Below are 19,838 nucleotides of genomic sequence, written 5' to 3' on the forward strand. Positions count from 1 at the left end.
TCCTTCTATTACTTCAGCTTAATACCTGTGAATGGATGTTCGTCGCGATTTGCTGGGAACTCAAAGTCCTTCACATTTTTTTGATAAACGGCTGTCTTTTTAAAATAAGAGATTGGCACAATTGCCCCTTGATCCTGTAATGAAGATAAGACAGACGAATAAAGTGCTTTTCGTTTGTTTTCATTGGTTGTTGATGGAATTTCGCTCATTTCTTTGATCAGCTTGTCCTTATTTGGATAGGCTGAGATGGCTTCTTTGAATCCAAAACCATCTGATGAGACGACGTTCATAAATGTATGCGGATCATATGGCGCTCCGTAGTTGCTAAAGAAGTTCATATCAAACTTATTAGCTTTAAAGCGCTGCACCTGTGTTGCCAGCTCCACACCTTCAAGTTTGACACCAACGCCAATGGCACCCCATTCTGCTTGAAGCGTCTCAGCCATCGCTTTTTGAATCGATTCTGCTGAATCATACATCATACTAAATTCAAGCGTTTTTCCATCTTTTTCACGAACGGTTTTTCCTTTTGGTAGTGTCCAGCCTGCTTCATCCAGCAATGCTTTCGCTTTGTCTACATCATATTGGAACGACTTCACCTTAATATCAGAAGTGTAAGGCATGTTGGTCGGCAATATGTGATCTGCTTCATCCTCTAAGCCAGAGGTGACACCTTCAACCATTGATTTCTTATTCATAGCATATTGAAGGGCATGACGCACTTTCTCATCTGACAGCTGATCCACTTTTGTGTTCATGACAAGCTGTCTCGTTGCAACTGGCTCTGACATTTTCGTTTCGTACTTACCGCTCGCCTCTAGCTGTTTGTAGGCATCAAGGCTAATGGTTCCTTCTCCGTAAAGGACGTCTACATCACCTTTTTCAAATGCCATGACTCTCGTTTCCGCATCTGGGATGACCTTGACTTTGATTTCTTTGACCTTTGGTTTTTCTCCCCAATAATGATCATTTCGTTCGAAAATGGCATAGTCATCTTTTTGATATGTTTTTAATACCCAAGGGCCTGTCCCCACTGGTTTTTCAATTCCTTTTGACGTATCTCCGTTTTTAGGGAAGCCTGCTTCGCCTAAGAAACGAACTGGGCGGACAACGGCTAATTCTTGAACAGTTGGATAATATGGCTCTGTTAATGTGAGTTTAAACGTTTTCTTGTCTACTGCTTCTGTCTTTTTGATTTTTTTTATCACACCTAACCAGCTATGTATATCCTTGTTTTTTAAGATGGAATCAAAGTTCTTTTTCACAATGTTTGCATTAAACTCAGATCCATCTGAAAATGTCACTTTGTCTCTTAAATGGAACGTGTACACCTTTCCATCCTTTGACACATCCCATGATTTCGCTAATTCAGGTTTTAGCTTTCCATTCTTTTGATAGCTGACCAATGGCTCATAAATCATTGATTGCGCGAACAATTGTGATGGGTTGTATACGTGCGGATTCATTTCGCCAATATCTCTCGGCCAAGCCATCGTGATCATGTCAGGATGATCCTTGTTTCCATCTGCTCCATTGTTTGCTTGAGAGCAGCCTACTAATAAAAAGATAAGTAAAAATGTAAACACAGTATTTATTTTAATTTTCGGAAAAAATTGGCTCCAAATAGACATAAGATGTTCCTCCTAATTGATGCTGATAATCATTTTCATTTTAAGGAGGAACAACCCCGTTGTCAATAACATATTTAAAACGATATGACAACAAAAAATCCTAATTATTCCATTAGTTGATGAATTTGATAAAAAGAGAGGCAGGCTGCTTACAAGTGAGCAGCCTGTGAAGAGGTGAAGTTTTTTTCTCGCAGGGCATGACGAAGTGTGTCAATGATACGATCCTGTTCAGCGTCTGTCATACTTGTTCCAGAGGGGAGACAAAGCCCTGTTTCAAATAACAATTCAGATACGGGAGTGCCTTTCACCGCTGAATAAAAGGGACAATCACGAAAGAGCGGCTGCTCGTGCAGCGGCTTCCATACACGTCTTGCTTCAATCTGTTCTTCTTCTAGTGCAGCAATAATGTCCACTGGAGAGGTATTTTTATCGCGATCAATAGTCAATGTCGTCAGCCAGCGGTTGGATTTGGTGTCTTGATATTCAGGCATGAAATAAAGACCCTCTACTTTAGATAACGCCTCCTGATAACGCCTGAAAATGCGGCGCTTTTGTTCAACACGCTCGTCCAATATTTCCATCTGAGCAATCCCGACGCCTGCTAGCAGGTTGCTCATGCGATAGTTGTATCCTATCTCTTGATGCTCATAATGCATCGCGCGTTCTCTAGCCTGTGAAGCGAGAAAGCGGCAGCGTTCGATCGCAGCTTCATCATCACTCACAAGCATTCCGCCGCCTGATGTTGTAATGATTTTATTTCCATTAAACGAATAGACACCGAACCTGCCCATTGAGCCGCTTTTTTTTCCTTTATATAGAGAGCCTAACGATTCAGCCGCATCCTCAATGACTGGTACATCATATGCTTCACACAACGCCAGAATCTCGTCCATTTTTGCGCTTTGTCCATATAAATGCACGACAATGACAGCACGGGGTCTTTTTCCAAGTCGTTTTGATTCCACAAATGCCTTTTCTAAAGCAATCGGGCACATATTCCATGTATCCCTTTCAGAATCAATAAAAACGGGTGTCGCTTGTTCATATAAAATCGGATTTGCAGTTGCAACAAATGTGAGGGTGGAACAAAAGACAATGTCCCCTTTTTGAACGCCAATAAGCTTTAAGGCGAGGTGAATTGCTGCTGTTCCAGAAGATAAAGCCGCTCCTGCATCCACTCCTGCATAGCGCGCAACTGCCTGCTCAAATTCATTCACAAGAGGTCCAAGCGGTGCAATCCAGTTGCTCTTGAAGGCTTCCTCTATTTTCAAATACTCTTTTCCGCTCATATGCGGTGGTGATAAGTAAATTCGTTTCCTTTCTTGCATCATTTCCCACCCTCTCGCCGATCTTTGATTTCTATTGCAGGAATGCCTACAGCGATTTTCTGATCGTGTATATCTCTTGTTACTGCGGCTCCTGCGCCAATGAGTGTCCAGCTTCCGATCGATGTCCCGGGTATCACAACAGCACCTGCTCCAATATGTGTACCCATTCGTACAGACACACAGCCAGTTAACACTGCTCCCGGTGACAGATGGACAAACGATTCCAGTATACAGTCATGCTCTACGATAGATCCTGTGTTGATAATCGCATGTTCACCGATTGCTGCATCTGCTTGAACTACTGCCCTTGCCATAACGACAGCTCCTCTTCCAATGACTGCTGATGGACTTACGACCGCCTGTGGATGGATGAGTGTGGCAAATGCCGTGTTTTCAAAGGAGAGGCGTTCCTTTACTAACTGTCTGCTCTCATTTTGTCCGATCGCAATCAGCCATTTCATATGTGGCATTGTCTCTCTCAGCTGTTGACTCATGGAGATCGGTCCATACAAGATACTGCTTTGAGTCGTCGTCTCTTCAAATTGATCATCTAATACGGCACATAATGAGTAATCGGGATGGGCAGCAATCATTTCTTGAATGACTTTGCTATGCCCGCCATCCCCAATTAAACCAATCGGTTGCTCTTTACATATCAGTTCCTTTGAATTTTTCAGCTGTGGCATGATGCGGCTGCTGCACCCCCTCTGTTTTGATGACTTTCAGCAAGGTCATCCATAAAATTTTCATATCAAGCCAAAATGATTGATGCTCGACGTACCAGAGGTCATAGGTGAATTTCTCCTCCCAGGAGATCGTGTTCCTTCCATTCACCTGTGCCCATCCAGTAATGCCAGGCTTGACAAGATGGCGCCTTGCTTGCTCCTCTGTATACATCGGCAAATACTCCATCAGAAGCGGCCTTGGTCCAACGAGACTGAGCTCTCCTTTTAGGACATTGACTAGCTGCGGCAATTCATCAAGACTGAGCTTGCGAATCAAAGCGCCGGTTTTTGTTAATCGAAGATGATCTGGCAGGAGCGCCCCTTGCTCGTCACGTTCATCGGTCATCGTCCGAAATTTATATAGCATAAATGGCCGGCCATACAGACCAGGCCGCTTCTGCCGAAACAACACAGGCGTCCCAATTTTCCACCGAATCAGTCCATAAAGCAGAGGAAAAAGAAGACTGCCTGCGATGAGCAGCGTCAATGCCACCATCACATCTAACATTCTTTTCATCATGAAATCTCCTTATCTCACTAGCGGGAAACAGCTTGTTTTACCTTGTGCACCAGCTGCTGCCGCTCTCGTTTTGTTCCTGCAAATTGATACAAGTAGCCCATATAGAGAAAGAAACATAGACCGCCAATACAAAACAGCTCCCACCAGGACGTCACGTCATAAATCGCTTGAATTCCTGCACAGACGCCCCAAACCATGAGCGCTCCTGCAAGTGGAACCATCGTATGTTTGTAAAAGATGGTGCGTTTCTGATTCGTGATGCGGGCCGTATAAAATGGCAGAAACACGATATTTTTGATCAATAAAACAATCGCTCCCGCTGATGCAATGCCGTATAAACCAAGCTGAAGCGTATGAGTCAATCCATAGGCAAAAAGTACATTGGATACACCTAATATGAGCGTGACCACCGCTGGAACCTTCAATCGATTAAAAGCGGTCGGCACATATGTCAGCGGTAAAAACATCAAGGTCAAGCATAAATAAGCAGCATGAATCATGAGAAGCCATTTCAGCTCTTCAAAGGCAGGTCCAAGCCATAAAAGCATGAGCGGACCGGCAAGTCCTCCTAGCAGAGCGGCCGGAAACGCGACAAATAATCCGCTCCACTTAATGGCACTGGCTGCATATTGGATGAGACCGTCTTCATCTTGATTCGAGTAAAATTTCGTAATCGTTGGGGCAAACACAACTGCCAATGTCCCTGCGAGTGTGCGTAATAATAATGGAAATTGTAATATCGCCGCATACTGTCCCGTCGCTTCCGCTCCAATGAGCAGATTCGTCATCAATAAATCAATCTGTAAAAATAGCAAAATCCCCATTTGCTCAAAAGAATGCCAGACCCCTGATCGAACAAGTGTGAGACTAGAAGATAGTGAAACGTGCCGCCACTTAAACGAAAACCAAGGAATAAGCTTTTTAAAATAATAGATACCAATTCCCATAGCCGCCAAGCTTCCTATCACAGCCGCAAGTGGAATATGCCAGATGGCGGGTGCCGTCCATGTAAACAGCAGCACAATCATCAGTGCCCTCAAAAACATTTGAATGGCCTGACCAATACTTGATACATATAACTTATTCGCATAAAACGGGGCAGCCCCAATGCCGGACATGACAAAATTGAGCATAAATAAAAGACCCCCTAATATAAAGGCGGTCTGTGTGTCTTTTGCGAGATAAATAGGCACATGAAGCCACTCTACCAGCTGGCGGGACATGAATAGACAAAACAGAAAAAGACTGATCGATAAAAAAATGGAACTGACGAAATAAGATGAGAGATAGCGCTGCGCCCTCTCCATTTCCCCTTTATGAGCCGCCACAGAAAAAAAGCGCACCACCACAGCACTTAATGACGCCGTAATAACCGATAAATAGTTGATCATATTTTGCGTCAGATGGATTAAGCCGAATGCTTCGACTCCAAGTGTATGAACGATGTACGGTGTTAAACAAACAGACATAAGCATCATCAAGACAAACGTCATGATGTTTGCACTGGCATTGTAAAGAAACGCTCGATTCATTTTGATTTCACGCAGCGTGTAAAAGCCTTCATCCAGCTTCCTCTCCCTTTTGTCTGCTCGTTTTCATCAGCTGATGAATCGCCTCTTTCACAGACGCCCCATTCGGTTCTTTCAATAGCGTCAAAAACGGAAGATGAGCCACCCATTCATACCCTTCCATCACCTTGTGATCAAACGACCTGAGGACAACACACGGTGTTTGCGTAATCGCACAAAAAATCATACCGTGAAGCCGGTCTGTCACGACGACCTGCGCCTTACTTAACTCTGTCCATAAGGCAGATAATTCATCTAAGCGAGTCGTTCGATCCACTCGTTTGCCAATTGTCGTTGTGATCAAATCGACTTGATCATACGTCTCTTGAATTTGCTGCTTTAGCTGCCGCCGCTCCTTTTCGGTGAGGTACGCTTCCTTATCCTCTCGCAAACAAAGTAAAACCCCTTTACGTTTTTGTTCCTTGTTTGATTCATCTAATGTCAGCACCATATCAGGCTGTTTCCACACATCTTGATCAGGGAAGTGCTGCTTCATCCAAGTGTAGGTTGTTTGATCTCTTGCCATGAGAAGCAGCCTCGGATGGTGTTTGTATGTTTGAATAGCGCGGCGTTCCTCTCTTTTTCCTCTCTTTGTTTCTGTAAAATGGGCAGTGGCCGGCAGTTGAATCACCGGATAGGACTTGAAGGTTTTCATGATAAATTGTCTCGTCCATTCTTCATAACGGTATAAGTCTCCCATATTGCCCCCACCGATGATACAGACGATGTCTTCCGGGTGCCGCATACGCTTTAACGGACGGGCGAGGCGATAGATCTCTTTCATGTCCACTTCCATGATGTCATAGGCGGGAAAGTGCTCTTTTAAAAAACAATAACTCGCATAGGCAATCGCATGATCCCCTAAATTATCATGTCCTGGCAGCAGCGTGAGAATGATTTTCTTCTGATGACTCCGCTCTGGCAGGCTTTGGCGGCTCAGTCGATATTCAAGCGGATATTTAACCTTTAAGAGCAGCCACTCTGCGGCGTGCGCCTTCAATTGCTGCAATGTCAATCTCATCACCCCTATTTCCTTGTTTGATATTCGATCCATTTTTGATAGCTAGAAGCGGCGGCAGAAAGTGGATAGACCAGCCGGCACTTCGCAAGGAATAAAATCATTCGCTTCCGCGCGGTGAGCTTCGATGGCTCCACTTGTTTGACGGCATGCTGAAAAGCCTCGTGTGTCACCATTTCCCGCATATGATCAAGCTTTTCCCGAAGAGAGAGTGCATTTTGGCTCTTCCATTCGTTGAGCATACAATGAAGAGTGTGATTGACAATAAAAAAATCAAGTGCCTTCTCATACAGAGAGATGTCATCATATTCTGTCAAAAACAAGCGCTGTGCATGATAAAAGGTTAGTCCATGATGAAAATACTGCTTTTGATATCGCTGCACAATAGAAGATAGATGAACACGGTAGTAATAAAGTGGTTCATGAACAAAGGCAATACTGTGTGATAAAGAAAAACAGCGCAGCGTCACATATTGATCTTCTATGTTCTCAAGTTCTCCCCGCAACGGAAATCGAATGTCGTGTTCTTCGATAAAGGCACGCCGATACAGCTTATTCCATGAAAACCCCGTCATGTCTCCGTGCAATAACGCTTCAATTAAACTCGTTTTTTCGGCCGACCGCTCGGCTAACAGCGTCGTTGGTATGGTTCGCTTTGACTGTTCAAATTGAATCCAGTACTCACTGATAACTAAATCTGCGCCGATCATTTCAGCTTTTTCATACAAGGCTTCGCAGTAATGAGGCGCGAGAATATCATCTGAATCAATAAAGGCAATATACGTGCCCTTTGCTTCTTCGATGCCCCGGTTTCTCACAGCGCCTAACCCTTGATTGGTTTGATGAATGACCCGAAACCGCTGATCTTGTGCAGCAAATGCTTCAAGATATTCTCCGCTGTGATCTGTAGATCCATCATTCACGAGAATAACCTCTATATCTGAAAAACTTTGATCTGCAATTGATTGAAGGCATTGCTCCACATACTGACTCGTATTGTAGACTGCGACCAATAGACTGATAGCTGGCATTACAACATGCCCCACCTTTCTCAAAATCTACTTTGTAAATATCGTCCTGTACGGTAACACAGATGAATCGAACGGCATCAGCATGATGCTGTACAGAATATAGCAAACAGCAATCCCTACATAGATAAAAACATTAGACCGCTGATCAAAAATACGTGTGAAATACGGCAGTAAAATAAGCTGATACAAGCCAAAATAAATATGAAATCTTGCATAAATGACATCCTTGGTGGCAAGGATGCCAAACAAGAAACCGAGCAAACAAAAGTTCACAACGTAATCACTCTCAGGCGTCAGCTCACGAAGCCGTTTTCGATAAAAGAACGCAAGCAAAAGCGGCAAAATCAATACACCGATTTTTGTCACATTCATTCCATTTGTATTCGTTGTGAGCCATTCCTCGTAATGCCCATATGAACTGCCTTGCAGCATTACGACAAACACGGAAATAAAGCGGTCATAAAGAGCGGTTAACCCTAAGAAAATCATGCATAAGACCAGCATCATCCAAGACCACGATTTTGTTCTCACGATAAAATACACAGGAATCATGATGAGAGCCGATGAATGAAACAATGAACATACGAGGACGAGCGGAAAATACAATTTCCACTGACCATTGATCACAAGACGGATGGCATAAAAAAGAACCGCCGCCACCATATACTGACGCATGCCATTAAACGAAGCGTAATAATGAAAGGTGCCGAGAAAAAGCAGCATACTCAGCTCAAAGGGACGACCATATTGAATGAGCGTCTTGATGATAAAAAAATAAGTGATCGCCCCAACCGAGATATACATGATTTGCGGATCATGGGACAGTTGATTGAGCATCCATAAAATAAACGTAAATCCTGGGTCAGTGGCCGCCTTGTCCACACCAAATCCGAATATGTGCCAAGGCTTTTCATAATTGATGGAGAACTCATACATCTGTCCATATGTGACAAAATCGGTTCCTACTTTGTACCGAATACCAGCGACAATACAAAGAAACAAAAACGGAAATAACACGAGAATCTTGTTAGGCCGCCATCCGCTTTGAATGGTATCATCACGCCTGCCGTAAAATGCGGCAAAGCTCGACCATAAATAGACCATGATCATGTTCACCAAATATACCGCCATCTGCCATTCCTTCCTTACAGTCCATATCCTTTCATCACACGTGTGATGTTCTGTTTGACATCAAATCCTCTTTGTTCAAGCTGGTACGTAATGGTCTCTTGAAGAGGAGGCTCTGCATGATACGCTTCAAGTACCGCCTTCATCCATTCATGCGCGGAATCCCGCAGCGACATTCTTTTCACAAGACCGCAGCCTAAATCTACTTCCTCTGTAATATGATCTGAAATCACACAAGGCAATCCAGATGCCTGTGCTTCCACTAAAACGAGTGGAAGGCCTTCAAACAAGGAAGGCATCACAAATACATCAAATGCTTTCATATAGTCTGGAACGTCCGATACAACGCCTGTAAAGACAATGTTGTCTAACAAACCGGCCTTTTCCGCATATGATTCAACCACCTGCCTCAGCGGTCCATCCCCTACAAGGACAAGCTGAAATGAGACCCCCTGCTTCTTTAAGGTCTGTGCCAATTCCATAAAAAAAACGTGATTTTTTTGTTCATGAAAACGACCAATATGACCTATCACCATACTCTTTTCCTGAAGACCAAGCTGCTTTTTGATCTTCACCTTTTCTTCTGGATCAGGCTGAAAGAAAAGGGATAAATCAATCCCATTCGGCAGCACCTCAACCTGTCCATTCTTCATTTTTTTCTGCCCAAATAAAAAGGAGCCGGCATCCTCACCGCATGCAACAAGCTTTGTAGAAAATGCAAAAATCAGCCGGCGAAACCCTTTGAGCATCAAATGGTCTACCCAATTTGGCGACTGTTTCCAAGCTGTATTATGCGAATGACAAATCCGCACCTTTACACCCGCCAATTTCGCAGCAAGGGCAGAGAAGCCTGTTTGAAAATCTGTATGTGCATGCACTGCTTGATACGGTCCTGTTCGTTTGATCGTCTTTGTCAATGTTCTGACAAATGCCAAAGGAGAGGATGCCCCAATACTCGGGACGTAAAAGATACGTCCTCCGAGCCTCTGAATTTCTTCATCATAATCACAGACATCCTTCCGGTGGGTAATAAAGTCAAATTGGAGGACATTTCTATCAAGTGCACGATAGATGTTCATGATCAACGTTTCAGCTCCGCCGCGGTTCATCCCGCCCACAATATGAAGTACACGCTTTGGCTCACTCATCCCGAATCGTCCTCCTTTTCAACAAAGACGCCTCCAGCTTCCGCTGGTGATAAAATTTCATGATCTTCGGTGATAAACAGGCGCGGATCACCGGCTTTAGCGCAAACAAATAATGAACCGGCGGCAATTTTAATAACCAGCATGCTTTCAAAACGAGCCAAGCATTGTCTATCGAATATTGAAACTTACGACGCTGAAAAGCCGCTTCATCCTCTCTCACAAGGTATAACGGCTCTTGTAAATTAAAGCCTTTTCTCCCCGTAGCAAAAAAACGGATCCACAGATCAATATCTTCCATCCGCCTCGTTGTTTTCACAGAGCGATATCCATTTAAAGCCTTGTACGCAGCAGCCCTCATCATAATGGTTCCATGACAAAAAGGCGTCCCTCTTGCCAGCACTTTTCGATCAGGCTCTGAAATCAGTGCACGTACACCTTTTGTACCCGATTCATCAAACACGGTCATCGCCGTCCCGACCACATCATATTCAGGATGTGATTCAAGGAAATGCACCTGTTTTTCTAAACGATCAGGTACTGATATATCGTCGCCATCCTGCCTTGCAATCAAGTCTCCCCTCGCTTCAGCTAGACAGCGATTCAGACTGGCAGCGAGCCTTTGATTATGCTCATTGCGGATAAGGCGAATTCTTTCAGGTTCTCGTTTTGTATAGGACAGCACTTTTTCATAGGTGCCGTCTGTTGATGCGTCATCACATATGATGAACTCCCAGTTGTCATATGTTTGATGAAGAATAGATTCAATACTTTCTTCTACTGTGTCTTGGCAATTGTAGACGCCCATGATGATAGACACCTTTGGCTTATGCATGCTCACATCACCTTCTCTGCTTGATCCATAAAGGTTGTATAAATTTCTTCCATAGCACTCACCGTCTGCTCCTGTGCAAATGCATGGGCTAAGGAGCGCCCCGCTTTTCCCATGAGGGGCAGCTGATCTCTTTTGTGATAAAGCTGGTGCAAATATTCAGCCAAGTCATTCACATCATGCAGTTTGACTAAAAAACCATTCACGCCATGTCTGATCAACTCACAGTGTCCTCTATTCTCTGTTGCAATGACCGGCTTTTCTGCAGACATCGCTTCAAGCAGATTCATGCCGAGCCCTTCTCTCAAACTAGTCGACACACATACATCACTCAAATGCATCCATTCCTCAATTTGTTTGCAAAAACCAGCAAAGTGGACATGCTTTTCAAGATGGAGCTCGTGAACCAGCTTTTCATACATCGGCCTCATTGCCCCTTCACCGGCAAACACGACCTTCACATTTGGTATTTTCCTATATAGCTGGGCACATGCTTTGATGAGCATCCCTTGGTTTTTATTCGCATTTAATTCGCCAGCGCACAGCACAATAAAATCTTCTGAAGAAAAGCCATGGACTGCGCGAAGACGCTGCTTCTCTTTTTCAATAACTGGTGCAAATCGTTTCATATCCACACCCATACCAGGAACGTAATAAACAGATGCCCGCTCTTTTGATAGACGATCTGCTCTTTTAAAATCCTCTCCATTAATGGTGATCAGAGCGTCTGTATGGCGGGCGAGCCATCGCTCAATCGGATAATAGAGCAGCCAGTTTTGAAGCGGTGCTCCTTGCCAAAAGTGAAAACCATGTGCTGTGTAAAGAACCTTCGTCCCTTTTTTGCGCGTGCTTTTGGCTGCTAGTCTGCCAATCACACTTCCCATTGGTGTGTGGCAATGGATAAAGTCGTAGTGCTCTTTCGCTAACAGCTTCTTCAGCTCCACATACGCAAACCGGTTGTGCACATGAAAAGGAGATCGCTGAATCGGAATCGAGTGCGCTTGATCCACATAGGGAAGCTCCAGCTGACCATTTGCCGCTGTATGCACTTCCCATCCTTGTTCCTGAAACCACCGGAAATACGGAAGGTGAAATGCCTTAAAATGATAGTCAACCGTTGCGCAAAACAAGACTTTTTTCTTCATCGGCAAGCGCTTCCCCCTCTCTTTTCATCTGTTCAGACAACAAATCATGCGATTCGATGGCAGCAAACAATGCTTCTCTCATTTGCTCTTCACTCATCATGTCAAATTCATGGATAAAGCGGTTCAGTACATATGGGTCTCCATCCAGCGCATGGCCGATATGAATTTTCGGGAAAATTTGTTCCTGTGCTTTTTCATGCTGGTTGAGTAGTTCCTCATACATTTTCTCCCCAGGGCGAATGCCTGTGAACGTAATCGGAATCTGGTCTGTGGTGTAACCTGAGAGATGAATGAGGTTTTCTGCGAGGTCAACAATTTTCACTGGCTCCCCCATGTCTAATACGAAAATCTGTCTTCCTTCTGCCAAGGCACCCGCCTGAATGACAAGCCTTGATGCTTCTGGAATGGTCATAAAATATCTTGTCATGGCTGGGTGTGTGACCGTGACCGGCCCGCCTTGTTCAATCTGTTTCTTAAAAATTGGTATGACGCTTCCCCTGCTTCCGAGTACATTTCCAAATCGAACCGCGACAAATTTGGTGTCACTGCTTGCCCCCATGTGCATGATCAGCATTTCAGCAAATCGTTTTGTGGCGCCCATCACATTGGCAGGATTGACCGCTTTGTCAGAGGAAATGAGGACGAATGTTTCAATGCCATGCTCATGTGCAGCTTCTGCGACATTTTTTGTCCCGATAATATTGTTTTTCACTGCTTCTTTTGGACTGATCTCCATGAGCGGGACGTGCTTATGTGCCGCAGCATGATAAATCATATCCGGCTGAAACTGACCAACGATTTCACTCATTTTCTGTTTATCTTGGATATCCGCAATTTGCGGATAGAGACTGATGGTGTCCCCATAGATTTCTTTCAGCTCTAGTAAAATAGAATGAATGCTAAATTCTCCATGTCCCACAAGCACAATCGCTTGAGGAGCAAACACACAAATTTGACGACAGATTTCTGACCCAATCGATCCGCCTGCCCCTGTGACCATGATGGTTTTCCCCTTTAAATGGACAGATAGACGGCTCGAATCTAATTGAATCGGTTCTCTACCTAATAGATCCTCTGGCTGTACATCTCGTAATTGATTCAGCGCATGGGTTCCTTTTAAAATCTGCTCCATCTCCGGCATGATCTGTGTCTTGATCCCAGTCGCTACGCATTCCTTATACAGCCCTTTTAACGTATGGCTGCTTTTGGACGGAATGGCGATGATGATCTTTTGAATATCCATCATCACAACAGCTGTTTGAATCTGTTCTTTTCCCCCTAGAACAGGTAGTCCCATGATTTCAAGCCTATGCTTCGTCTTGTCATCATCTATGAAGGCGACTGGCTCAATATGTACATCACTCGATTGCTGAAGCTGACGAACGATGATGGTTCCAGCTGATCCGGCGCCAATGATTAAGGCCCGCTCCTTTTCTACCTGCAGCCGCTTTGCCCCATCATGTAATAGCCGGGACGCCATTCGAGATGCACCGATGAATAATACGTGAAAAAGCCATACGATGAATAAAAAACGGAAGGGCCATGTCTGCACGAAAAGGTACAGTATTGCCATTGAAAATAAAAAAGAACATACAAAGGTCTTCATTAAAGAAAATAGCTCTCTTACCCCTGTATAAGCCCATACTTGCTTGTACACGTGAAAAATATACGAAAACAAATGGTGCCCAATGAGTAGACTGAGCGAAGAAATGACGAGCATTTCAAATGTATAAACAGTTAACGCCGCTTCTTGGACAAATTGAAAACCAAAAAAGACAGCCACTAAGATGAGATATGAATCTAGTGCCACGATGATTGATAATCTTTGGGCGTAAGTCAACGCTCCTCCCCCTTTTTAAAACATCACTATTCTTACGTAAAATGGGCATCAAACCCGTCCTCACATCCCACTATTGATGACGAGCATCTAAGGCATTGGTCATGCCCACAGCAGGATCGAGTGCCTCCATTGTTAAAGATTAGGAGACATCACCTATCAATCTTGTTAATACATATACAGCCTTCCCTTTTTCTCTTTCTTGCCATTTAGCATAGCCCCAAGCAGTTTACCTGTTGTCCCGTCTAACACTTCTTTTGATTTCTTGACCGCAGCTATCTTGGTTTTGCCGCTTAAGACAACAAGAATGCTTCCATCTGTCCGGTTCGCCAGGATCTTTGCATCGGCTACTGGCAGAAGCGGCGCAGAATCAACAATCACCATGTCATATTGCTGTTCAATTTCATAAAACAGCTGCTTCATGACAGATGAGGAGAGCAGCTCAGCTGGATTCGGCGGAATGGTTCCGCTCGGAAGCAGCTCTAAATGTTCAATAGGTGTGGGTAAAATAGCTTCCTCCAAGCTGCAATTATTTAATAGCACATTGGTTAAGCCAGTGTGATGACTCAGGTCAAAATATTCATGAACAGCCGGCTTTCGCAAATCAGCATCCATTAGCAGCACCCGCTTTTTCTGCTGTGCAAAAACAGCTGCTAGATTTGCAGCCGTAAATGATTTCCCTTCCTTCGGCAAGGAGGATGTCACCAATATGGATTTCAGCCTTGTTTGGATTGATGTGAATTCGATGTTCGTTCGGATCGTACGAAATTGTTCTGCTATGACAGAGTGAGGATCTAATACAGAAATACAGGATAAATCTCTCTTTTCTCTTTTCTTTCTCTTAAAGATCAATGTTCTGTCCTCCCGTTATGACGGACTGCTTGTCTTTTTTTGCCCTCCTGTCTGCCTGCATCTGATAGACGCTACCGAGCGACGGCAATCCGATCTCTTCTCTTATTTGATGTGTTCGTTTTACAGTATCATCGAGTAGGTTCATTAAGAAAATGAGTGTTATCCCCCCTAATAAAGAGGCGCCTAGTGCCAGTACGATATGAACGAATTTTCTTGAATTCATGAGAATCGTATTGGACAGCTTGGCTTCAGACAAAACATTAATGCGATCCATATTCATGGTTTTTTTGATTTCTTCTTGCAGCGCCTCTGTTGCAGTATTCGCGATGGCAACTGCCTTTGCGCGATCCTCATCTTGCACAGAAATATTGATGACCTCAGACTCATTTTCTGTACTTGTGGCAATTTTGTGTTTTAATCCTTCAGCTGATTCTGTGAGATTGAGTGTTTCTTTTACTTTTTCAATGACGATCGGACTTTTTAATAAAACTTGAAAGGTACGTGTATATTGAAGGTTCATCTGAATATCGTTTAAGTTCGCTTGTGCGTCATTACTGCGTTTATGAACAAGAATTTGAGTGGTTGCCTGATATACAGGAGTCGAGACATAGAACTGATAGTAGGCTGAAATGCCCGTTACGATCAGGACAATCAGGATCAGAAGGGCCATTTTCTCTTTAATGACAGAAAACAGCTGCTTAAAACCTATATTCTCATTCATAGATACCTCCCGATTTCATCATAAAAAGGTTATATATGGTTTCTTTTTGTTAATGATTGGATTATAAAAGATAATACCCGCAAAGAAAAATGTCATAATAGGTCTTATAGTTCTTTTTAAAGAACGAAATCGTTCGTTTTCTTTTGTTTACTTCCTAATTCTTACGTTTTTGAATTTTATAAAGAACAATTTATTTCTTATAATGAACGAAAAGGTCGCAGTACGATTCGCCAGGAAGAAGGGATGATCGAATGATAGGAAAGGTGATACGCATTTACCGAAAGAGGAAGGGATACTCCATTCAGCAGCTGGCTGAAGATGCCCATGTTTCTAAATCGTATTTGAGTAAGATAGAGCGTGGTGTCCACAGAAATCCATCTGTCCAGTTTTTAAAAAAGGTATCCTCTTCGCTAGAGATTGATTTACAAGAGCTGTTTGATGCAGAGACGTTGATGTTTCATGAGTCTGAGAGTGGTGAACACGAATGGCGGGAGCATATCGTCAATGCCGTCCAATCCGGCATGCCAAAAGAAGAACTCTATCAGCTGCTCCAAACGTACCGAAAGGAGCAGGAAGAAAAGACGTTACATGTCACTCATAGAAAGTTGACGGATTCGAATATAACAGAATGGAAGCGTCTGATGAGTGAGGCGAAAGCTATCGGCTTAAGCATTGAGGAAGTAAAAGCATTCCTCGCCAACATGGGAGAACGACGGGCGTAAGCCTTTCAGGAAGAGTCAAATTGCGGGGAGAGGCGTTTGACGCTTCGCTGAAAAAGAGCCTTTTATCATGAAAAGGCTCTTTTTCCTCTTATTCTGCTTTTTTTGTTCGTGCTTTTTTCGTTATATCATTGTTTTTCCAATAGGCCCAGAGAGATGTAATTCCAAGAAAGACTAACGTGATGAATTGCTGAATACCTTCTTCATCAATAGGTATTGGGCTTTTTCCCGCAGCGGTTAGCGCACTGTTGACAAGCGCGAGCAAAAGCAGCACAAGCCTTGCGATTGTACCTGCACTAATTTTTTGAACTTCCAACTGTAACCCCTCCCTTTCTTCCCCTTCACGGGCGGTACGGCTCGTTCTCTCTCATATGTATGCAAAAACCGAAAGAATAGAAGACCGGATCAAAAAAAGAGACATCATGCCTATATAAGGAATGATGCCTGATTTCATCTTATTTTGATGTAGAAAACATCTCTTTCGCTTCATCCAATGCCATTTTATTGCCTAGTGCTGAGTAATCGAGCCATGGCTGATCGGCAATCGGATAGACTTGATTGTTCTTCACAGCTTTTAGCCCCTTCCAAATCGGCGTCTTTTCTAATTGCTTGAATGCCTGCTGCGCTTTATCATCACGGTTCACAACGACAAAGATAGCATCTGCATCATAGTCAGGAAGAACCTCTTGAGAAATCACTTCAAATGGCCGTTTGCTGTCCAGTTTCTTCACCCCATCGACAGGTGTGAGGCCTAAATCCTCGTACAAAATTGGACCCATTGGGCGCTTCATGCTAAATACTCGAAGTTCCTTTGCCGTCACACGGATCGCCATTACTTTTCCGTTTCCAATCTTTTGTTTGATGAGCGATTTGACTTCTTTTGCTTCTTGATTGTAATCCTGAATATATTGATCGGCTTCTTTCTCTTTATTGACGAGCTTGCCGATTTTTTTCAAATGATCACGCCAAGTGCCGTTATTTAAATCAAACACTTCCGTTTTGGCGATTTTCTTATATTTCGATAAATCTTGGCCAGCTAGTTCTTCATCAACGTAAATAACATCTGGTTGTAATGCAAGCAGCGACTCCATATCGGGATCGGCTGCGATGCCCAGCTTCTTCGTACCACTCAGCTGCTTTTTGGCATGTGGAAGAAAATCTTTTAAATCCCCTCCTACAACAGAGCCTGCTGGCTTGATACCGAGTGCTAATAAGTCATTCGTTAAATGAATAGACAAGGAAGCAATTTTCGGTGTTCCATGATCATTTTGAGTTGCTTTATTCTTTGTTTCCTGTTGACCACAAGCGGCAAGCAAAATAAAACAGAGCGTTAAACCAAGCACAAGTAATTTTTTCATGATGAGTTCCTCTTTCTTGTTTATTTCGTTTTTGTTAATAAATAGAGAAAATAAGGAGCGCCGATAAAAGCCACAACGACACCCGCTGGTATGGCATTTGGGGCAAAGATGGAACGTCCAATTGTATCGGCACTGACCAAAATCAACAAGCCAAGCAGCGCACTAACCGGTAAAAAGTATTGATGAAGCGAGCCGACAAGCCGCCTTGCCAAATGCGGGGCGACAAGTCCAATAAAACCGATACCGCCTGTCATCGAAACACTTGCACTCGCCAAACCAACAGCTAAGGTCAGCAAAAGGAGACGCTGACGCTGAACACGTACACCTACACTTGAGGCGACAGCATCTCCTAATGTCAACGCATTGAGCGTGCTTGACTGCATCAGCGTAAGCGGCACAAGGCATACAATCCAAGGCAGAAGCGCTAACACATGAATCCAATCTCTCCCCCAGACATTTCCGACAAGCCATCTTGAAGCAAATGTGTAAGTATCTTCATCTAGCTTCAATGACAAAAATAATGTCAAAGCACTGAATCCCGCTGCAACTGCAATTCCTACTAAAATCAGCCGGATGGGAACGAGCCCTTCCTGCCGGTCATACGCCAAAAGCACGATGACCGCTGCCGCAAGAAGCCCTCCGCCAAATGTAAAGAGCGGAATCAGAAGAGAGGGATTGCCTTCTAGTGCGTGGAAATACGTCACAAACACGATTAAGCCAAATGCGGCGCCTGCATTCAGTCCAATAATCCCTGGATCGGCCAGCGGGTTACGAGATAAACTTTGCAAAATGCCTCCCGCAATACCAAGACCAATTCCCGCTAGCATCGTTACCACGATTCGAGGCAGACGATAGTCAAACAGCACCGTTTCACTTTGAAAATCTCCAAAGCCGAATAACGTTTTGACGACCACAAGAGGATTTAGTTTCAGCGTACCGGTATTTAAGCTATACAGCACAACAACCACACTTAAACAAAGCAAAACGACTGTCACAACAAGAGCCCGCTGTTTCTCTCTCATGACAGGTTCCTCCCTTCTTTTCTGGCAATATACAAGAAGAAAGGAACACCGACAAGTGCCACCATCACGCCAATGGCAAGCTCTCGCGGCGGATTAACGGTGCGGCTGGCAAGGTCAGCAAAGACAAGCAGCACCGCGCCTAATATCGCTGACATCGGAATGACGAAACGATAGTTTACACCAACCAGCTTTCGTGCGATATGCGGGATGACAAGACCGACAAACCCAATGGAGCCGACTGCTGACACAGAAACCCCTGCTAATAATACAGCAGCTACCATTCCTAGTATTCGCACTTGTCGCGTTTTCACCCCTAGATTTGCCGCTACATCTTCACCAAGCGACAGTAGCGACAGTGACCGTCCTAATAGCATCGCCCATACGATCACTATGAGAATGACCGGAGCAAGAATTGTCAGCTGCGGCCATTTCACACCAGCCACTCCGCCTGCATACCAAAACGCAAGGTCCTGGCTTAAGTCAAAATAAATCGCGATTCCAGAGCTAAGTGCATGAAGCAATGCAGCCACAACGGCTCCTGCTACAGTTAAGCGCAGCGGTGTCAAAACGCCGCCAGCCGCACCAATCGCAAAGATCAGCAGCGTACTGAGCACTGCACCAAAAAAGGAAAACAACATAAGTGCCGAATAAGGGATGCCTGGGAAAAAAGCAAAACAGAGAGCGACCACAAACATCGCACCGCCATTGATGCCCAAAATTCCCGCATCGGCCAGCGGGTTTCTTGTAATCCCCTGCATGAGCGCACCCGCTACGGCAAATGCCGCTCCAACAAGAGCTGCTCCTAAAACACGAGGAAGTCTTAACTCATGGATGATCTGCTGCTCTGTGACATCTGACTGATAGTCAAATACAGCTGTCCAAACCGTTTGCAGAGACAATGTTTTGGCACCATATGACACAGCCAAAAACATGGCAGCCGCCAAACCAAGGACGGCGAGAAAAAATATCAAAAAGAACAGAATATATGATGATCGTTTTTGTTGAGGTGTTCGCTTATCCTGCAAAATCGGTGTCATCCTTTTCTTCATTAAAAGTCTGTTTGAAAATGAGAATCATAATCATCAAAATTATATCTGCCTGCCTCTCAAAAATCAATGTACACCTCATTTTTTAATTAATGAAGGTATGCAGGTGACAGTGTCATACAGTGTCTTTGCTCGTTTGAAATGGCCTATCATTTTTTCTCATAGTTTAATAGGAAAATAGTTGACATTCCGCCTGAACATCCTCTAAAATG

Annotated in this window: 19 protein-coding genes; 1 reads left to right on the forward strand and 18 read right to left on the reverse strand. The window is 44.0% G+C overall.

Annotated features, from left to right (window positions below; all coding sequences use genetic code 11):
• Positions 1–8 precede the first annotated feature (8 nt).
• The 14 genes from nikA to NSS78_RS15895 all read right to left on the reverse strand — a co-directional run bounded on the left by nikA (position 9) and on the right by NSS78_RS15895 (position 15,481).
• Positions 9–1,631, reverse strand: coding sequence for a nickel ABC transporter substrate-binding protein (nikA, locus tag NSS78_RS15830; RefSeq protein WP_050944217.1), 1,623 nt, complete (start codon positions 1,629–1,631; stop codon positions 9–11).
• Positions 1,632–1,780: 149 nt separating this feature from the next.
• Positions 1,781–2,959 (reverse strand): aminotransferase class I/II-fold pyridoxal phosphate-dependent enzyme, encoded by a 1,179-nt coding sequence (locus tag NSS78_RS15835; protein WP_327839949.1) that lies wholly within the window; start codon positions 2,957–2,959, stop codon positions 1,781–1,783.
• Positions 2,959–3,645, reverse strand: coding sequence for an acetyltransferase (locus NSS78_RS15840; RefSeq protein WP_327839790.1), 687 nt, complete (start codon positions 3,643–3,645; stop codon positions 2,959–2,961). Before NSS78_RS15840 ends, NSS78_RS15835 begins: the two co-directional genes overlap by 1 nt.
• The gene (locus tag NSS78_RS15845; protein ID WP_285859615.1) at positions 3,608–4,201 is read right to left on the reverse strand and encodes a sugar transferase; all 594 of its coding nucleotides are present in this window, start codon (positions 4,199–4,201) and stop codon (positions 3,608–3,610) included. Before NSS78_RS15845 ends, NSS78_RS15840 begins: the two co-directional genes overlap by 38 nt.
• A gap of 20 nt (positions 4,202–4,221) precedes the next feature.
• Positions 4,222–5,736 carry an MATE family efflux transporter gene (locus tag NSS78_RS15850; RefSeq protein WP_212045559.1) on the reverse strand — a complete coding sequence of 505 codons (1,515 nt, stop codon included), beginning with the start codon at positions 5,734–5,736 and terminating at the stop codon, positions 4,222–4,224.
• Positions 5,737–5,764: 28 nt separating this feature from the next.
• A complete protein-coding gene (locus NSS78_RS15855; RefSeq protein ID WP_342468159.1) occupies positions 5,765–6,793 on the reverse strand; it encodes a polysaccharide pyruvyl transferase family protein in 1,029 nt (342 codons plus the stop codon).
• A 5-nt stretch (positions 6,794–6,798) separates the two neighbouring features.
• Positions 6,799–7,821 (reverse strand): glycosyltransferase family 2 protein, encoded by a 1,023-nt coding sequence (locus tag NSS78_RS15860; RefSeq protein WP_339206094.1) that lies wholly within the window; start codon positions 7,819–7,821, stop codon positions 6,799–6,801.
• Positions 7,822–7,848: 27 nt separating this feature from the next.
• Positions 7,849–8,952 carry an EpsG family protein gene (locus NSS78_RS15865; protein WP_003213102.1) on the reverse strand — a complete coding sequence of 368 codons (1,104 nt, stop codon included), beginning with the start codon at positions 8,950–8,952 and terminating at the stop codon, positions 7,849–7,851.
• A 14-nt stretch (positions 8,953–8,966) separates the two neighbouring features.
• Positions 8,967–10,097, reverse strand: coding sequence for a glycosyltransferase family 1 protein (locus NSS78_RS15870; RefSeq protein WP_327839782.1), 1,131 nt, complete (start codon positions 10,095–10,097; stop codon positions 8,967–8,969).
• Positions 10,090–10,929 carry a glycosyltransferase gene (locus NSS78_RS15875; RefSeq protein ID WP_327839780.1) on the reverse strand — a complete coding sequence of 280 codons (840 nt, stop codon included), beginning with the start codon at positions 10,927–10,929 and terminating at the stop codon, positions 10,090–10,092. Before NSS78_RS15875 ends, NSS78_RS15870 begins: the two co-directional genes overlap by 8 nt.
• A gap of 2 nt (positions 10,930–10,931) precedes the next feature.
• On the reverse strand, positions 10,932–12,071 hold the full coding sequence (locus NSS78_RS15880) for a glycosyltransferase family 4 protein (RefSeq protein WP_327839777.1): 1,140 nt from the start codon (positions 12,069–12,071) through the stop codon (positions 10,932–10,934).
• A complete protein-coding gene (locus tag NSS78_RS15885) occupies positions 12,037–13,911 on the reverse strand; it encodes a nucleoside-diphosphate sugar epimerase/dehydratase (RefSeq protein ID WP_327839776.1) in 1,875 nt (624 codons plus the stop codon). Before NSS78_RS15885 ends, NSS78_RS15880 begins: the two co-directional genes overlap by 35 nt.
• A 165-nt stretch (positions 13,912–14,076) precedes the next feature.
• Positions 14,077–14,760 (reverse strand): CpsD/CapB family tyrosine-protein kinase, encoded by a 684-nt coding sequence (locus NSS78_RS15890; protein WP_003212774.1) that lies wholly within the window; start codon positions 14,758–14,760, stop codon positions 14,077–14,079.
• Entirely contained in the window at positions 14,750–15,481 is a 732-nt protein-coding gene (locus tag NSS78_RS15895) for a Wzz/FepE/Etk N-terminal domain-containing protein (protein ID WP_251190791.1), read from the reverse strand. The genes NSS78_RS15890 and NSS78_RS15895 overlap by 11 nt, the downstream gene beginning before the upstream one ends.
• Before the next feature lie 251 nt (positions 15,482–15,732).
• Here NSS78_RS15895 and NSS78_RS15900 point away from each other — a divergent pair, with 251 nt between their 5' ends.
• The gene (locus tag NSS78_RS15900; RefSeq protein ID WP_050944236.1) at positions 15,733–16,203 is read left to right on the forward strand and encodes a helix-turn-helix domain-containing protein; all 471 of its coding nucleotides are present in this window, start codon (positions 15,733–15,735) and stop codon (positions 16,201–16,203) included.
• Between the two features lie 88 nt (positions 16,204–16,291).
• Here the strand turns inward: NSS78_RS15900 and NSS78_RS15905 are convergent, their stop codons facing one another.
• From NSS78_RS15905 to NSS78_RS15920, 4 genes are all read right to left on the reverse strand, one after another.
• Positions 16,292–16,516, reverse strand: a complete 225-nt coding sequence (locus NSS78_RS15905) for a phage holin (protein ID WP_003212682.1) — start codon at positions 16,514–16,516, stop codon at positions 16,292–16,294.
• A 139-nt stretch (positions 16,517–16,655) separates the two neighbouring features.
• Entirely contained in the window at positions 16,656–17,561 is a 906-nt protein-coding gene (locus tag NSS78_RS15910; protein ID WP_212045770.1) for an iron-hydroxamate ABC transporter substrate-binding protein, read from the reverse strand.
• 17 nt (positions 17,562–17,578) lie between these two features.
• On the reverse strand, positions 17,579–18,580 hold the full coding sequence (locus NSS78_RS15915; protein ID WP_327839773.1) for an iron ABC transporter permease: 1,002 nt from the start codon (positions 18,578–18,580) through the stop codon (positions 17,579–17,581).
• Positions 18,577–19,605, reverse strand: a complete 1,029-nt coding sequence (locus NSS78_RS15920) for an iron ABC transporter permease (RefSeq protein WP_189282637.1) — start codon at positions 19,603–19,605, stop codon at positions 18,577–18,579. Before NSS78_RS15920 ends, NSS78_RS15915 begins: the two co-directional genes overlap by 4 nt.
• Positions 19,606–19,838: the final 233 nt, after the last annotated feature.

It is taken from the genome of Bacillus sp. FSL W8-0920 (assembly GCF_038593215.1).
Lineage (GTDB): Bacteria > Bacillota > Bacilli > Bacillales > Bacillaceae > Bacillus > Bacillus pumilus.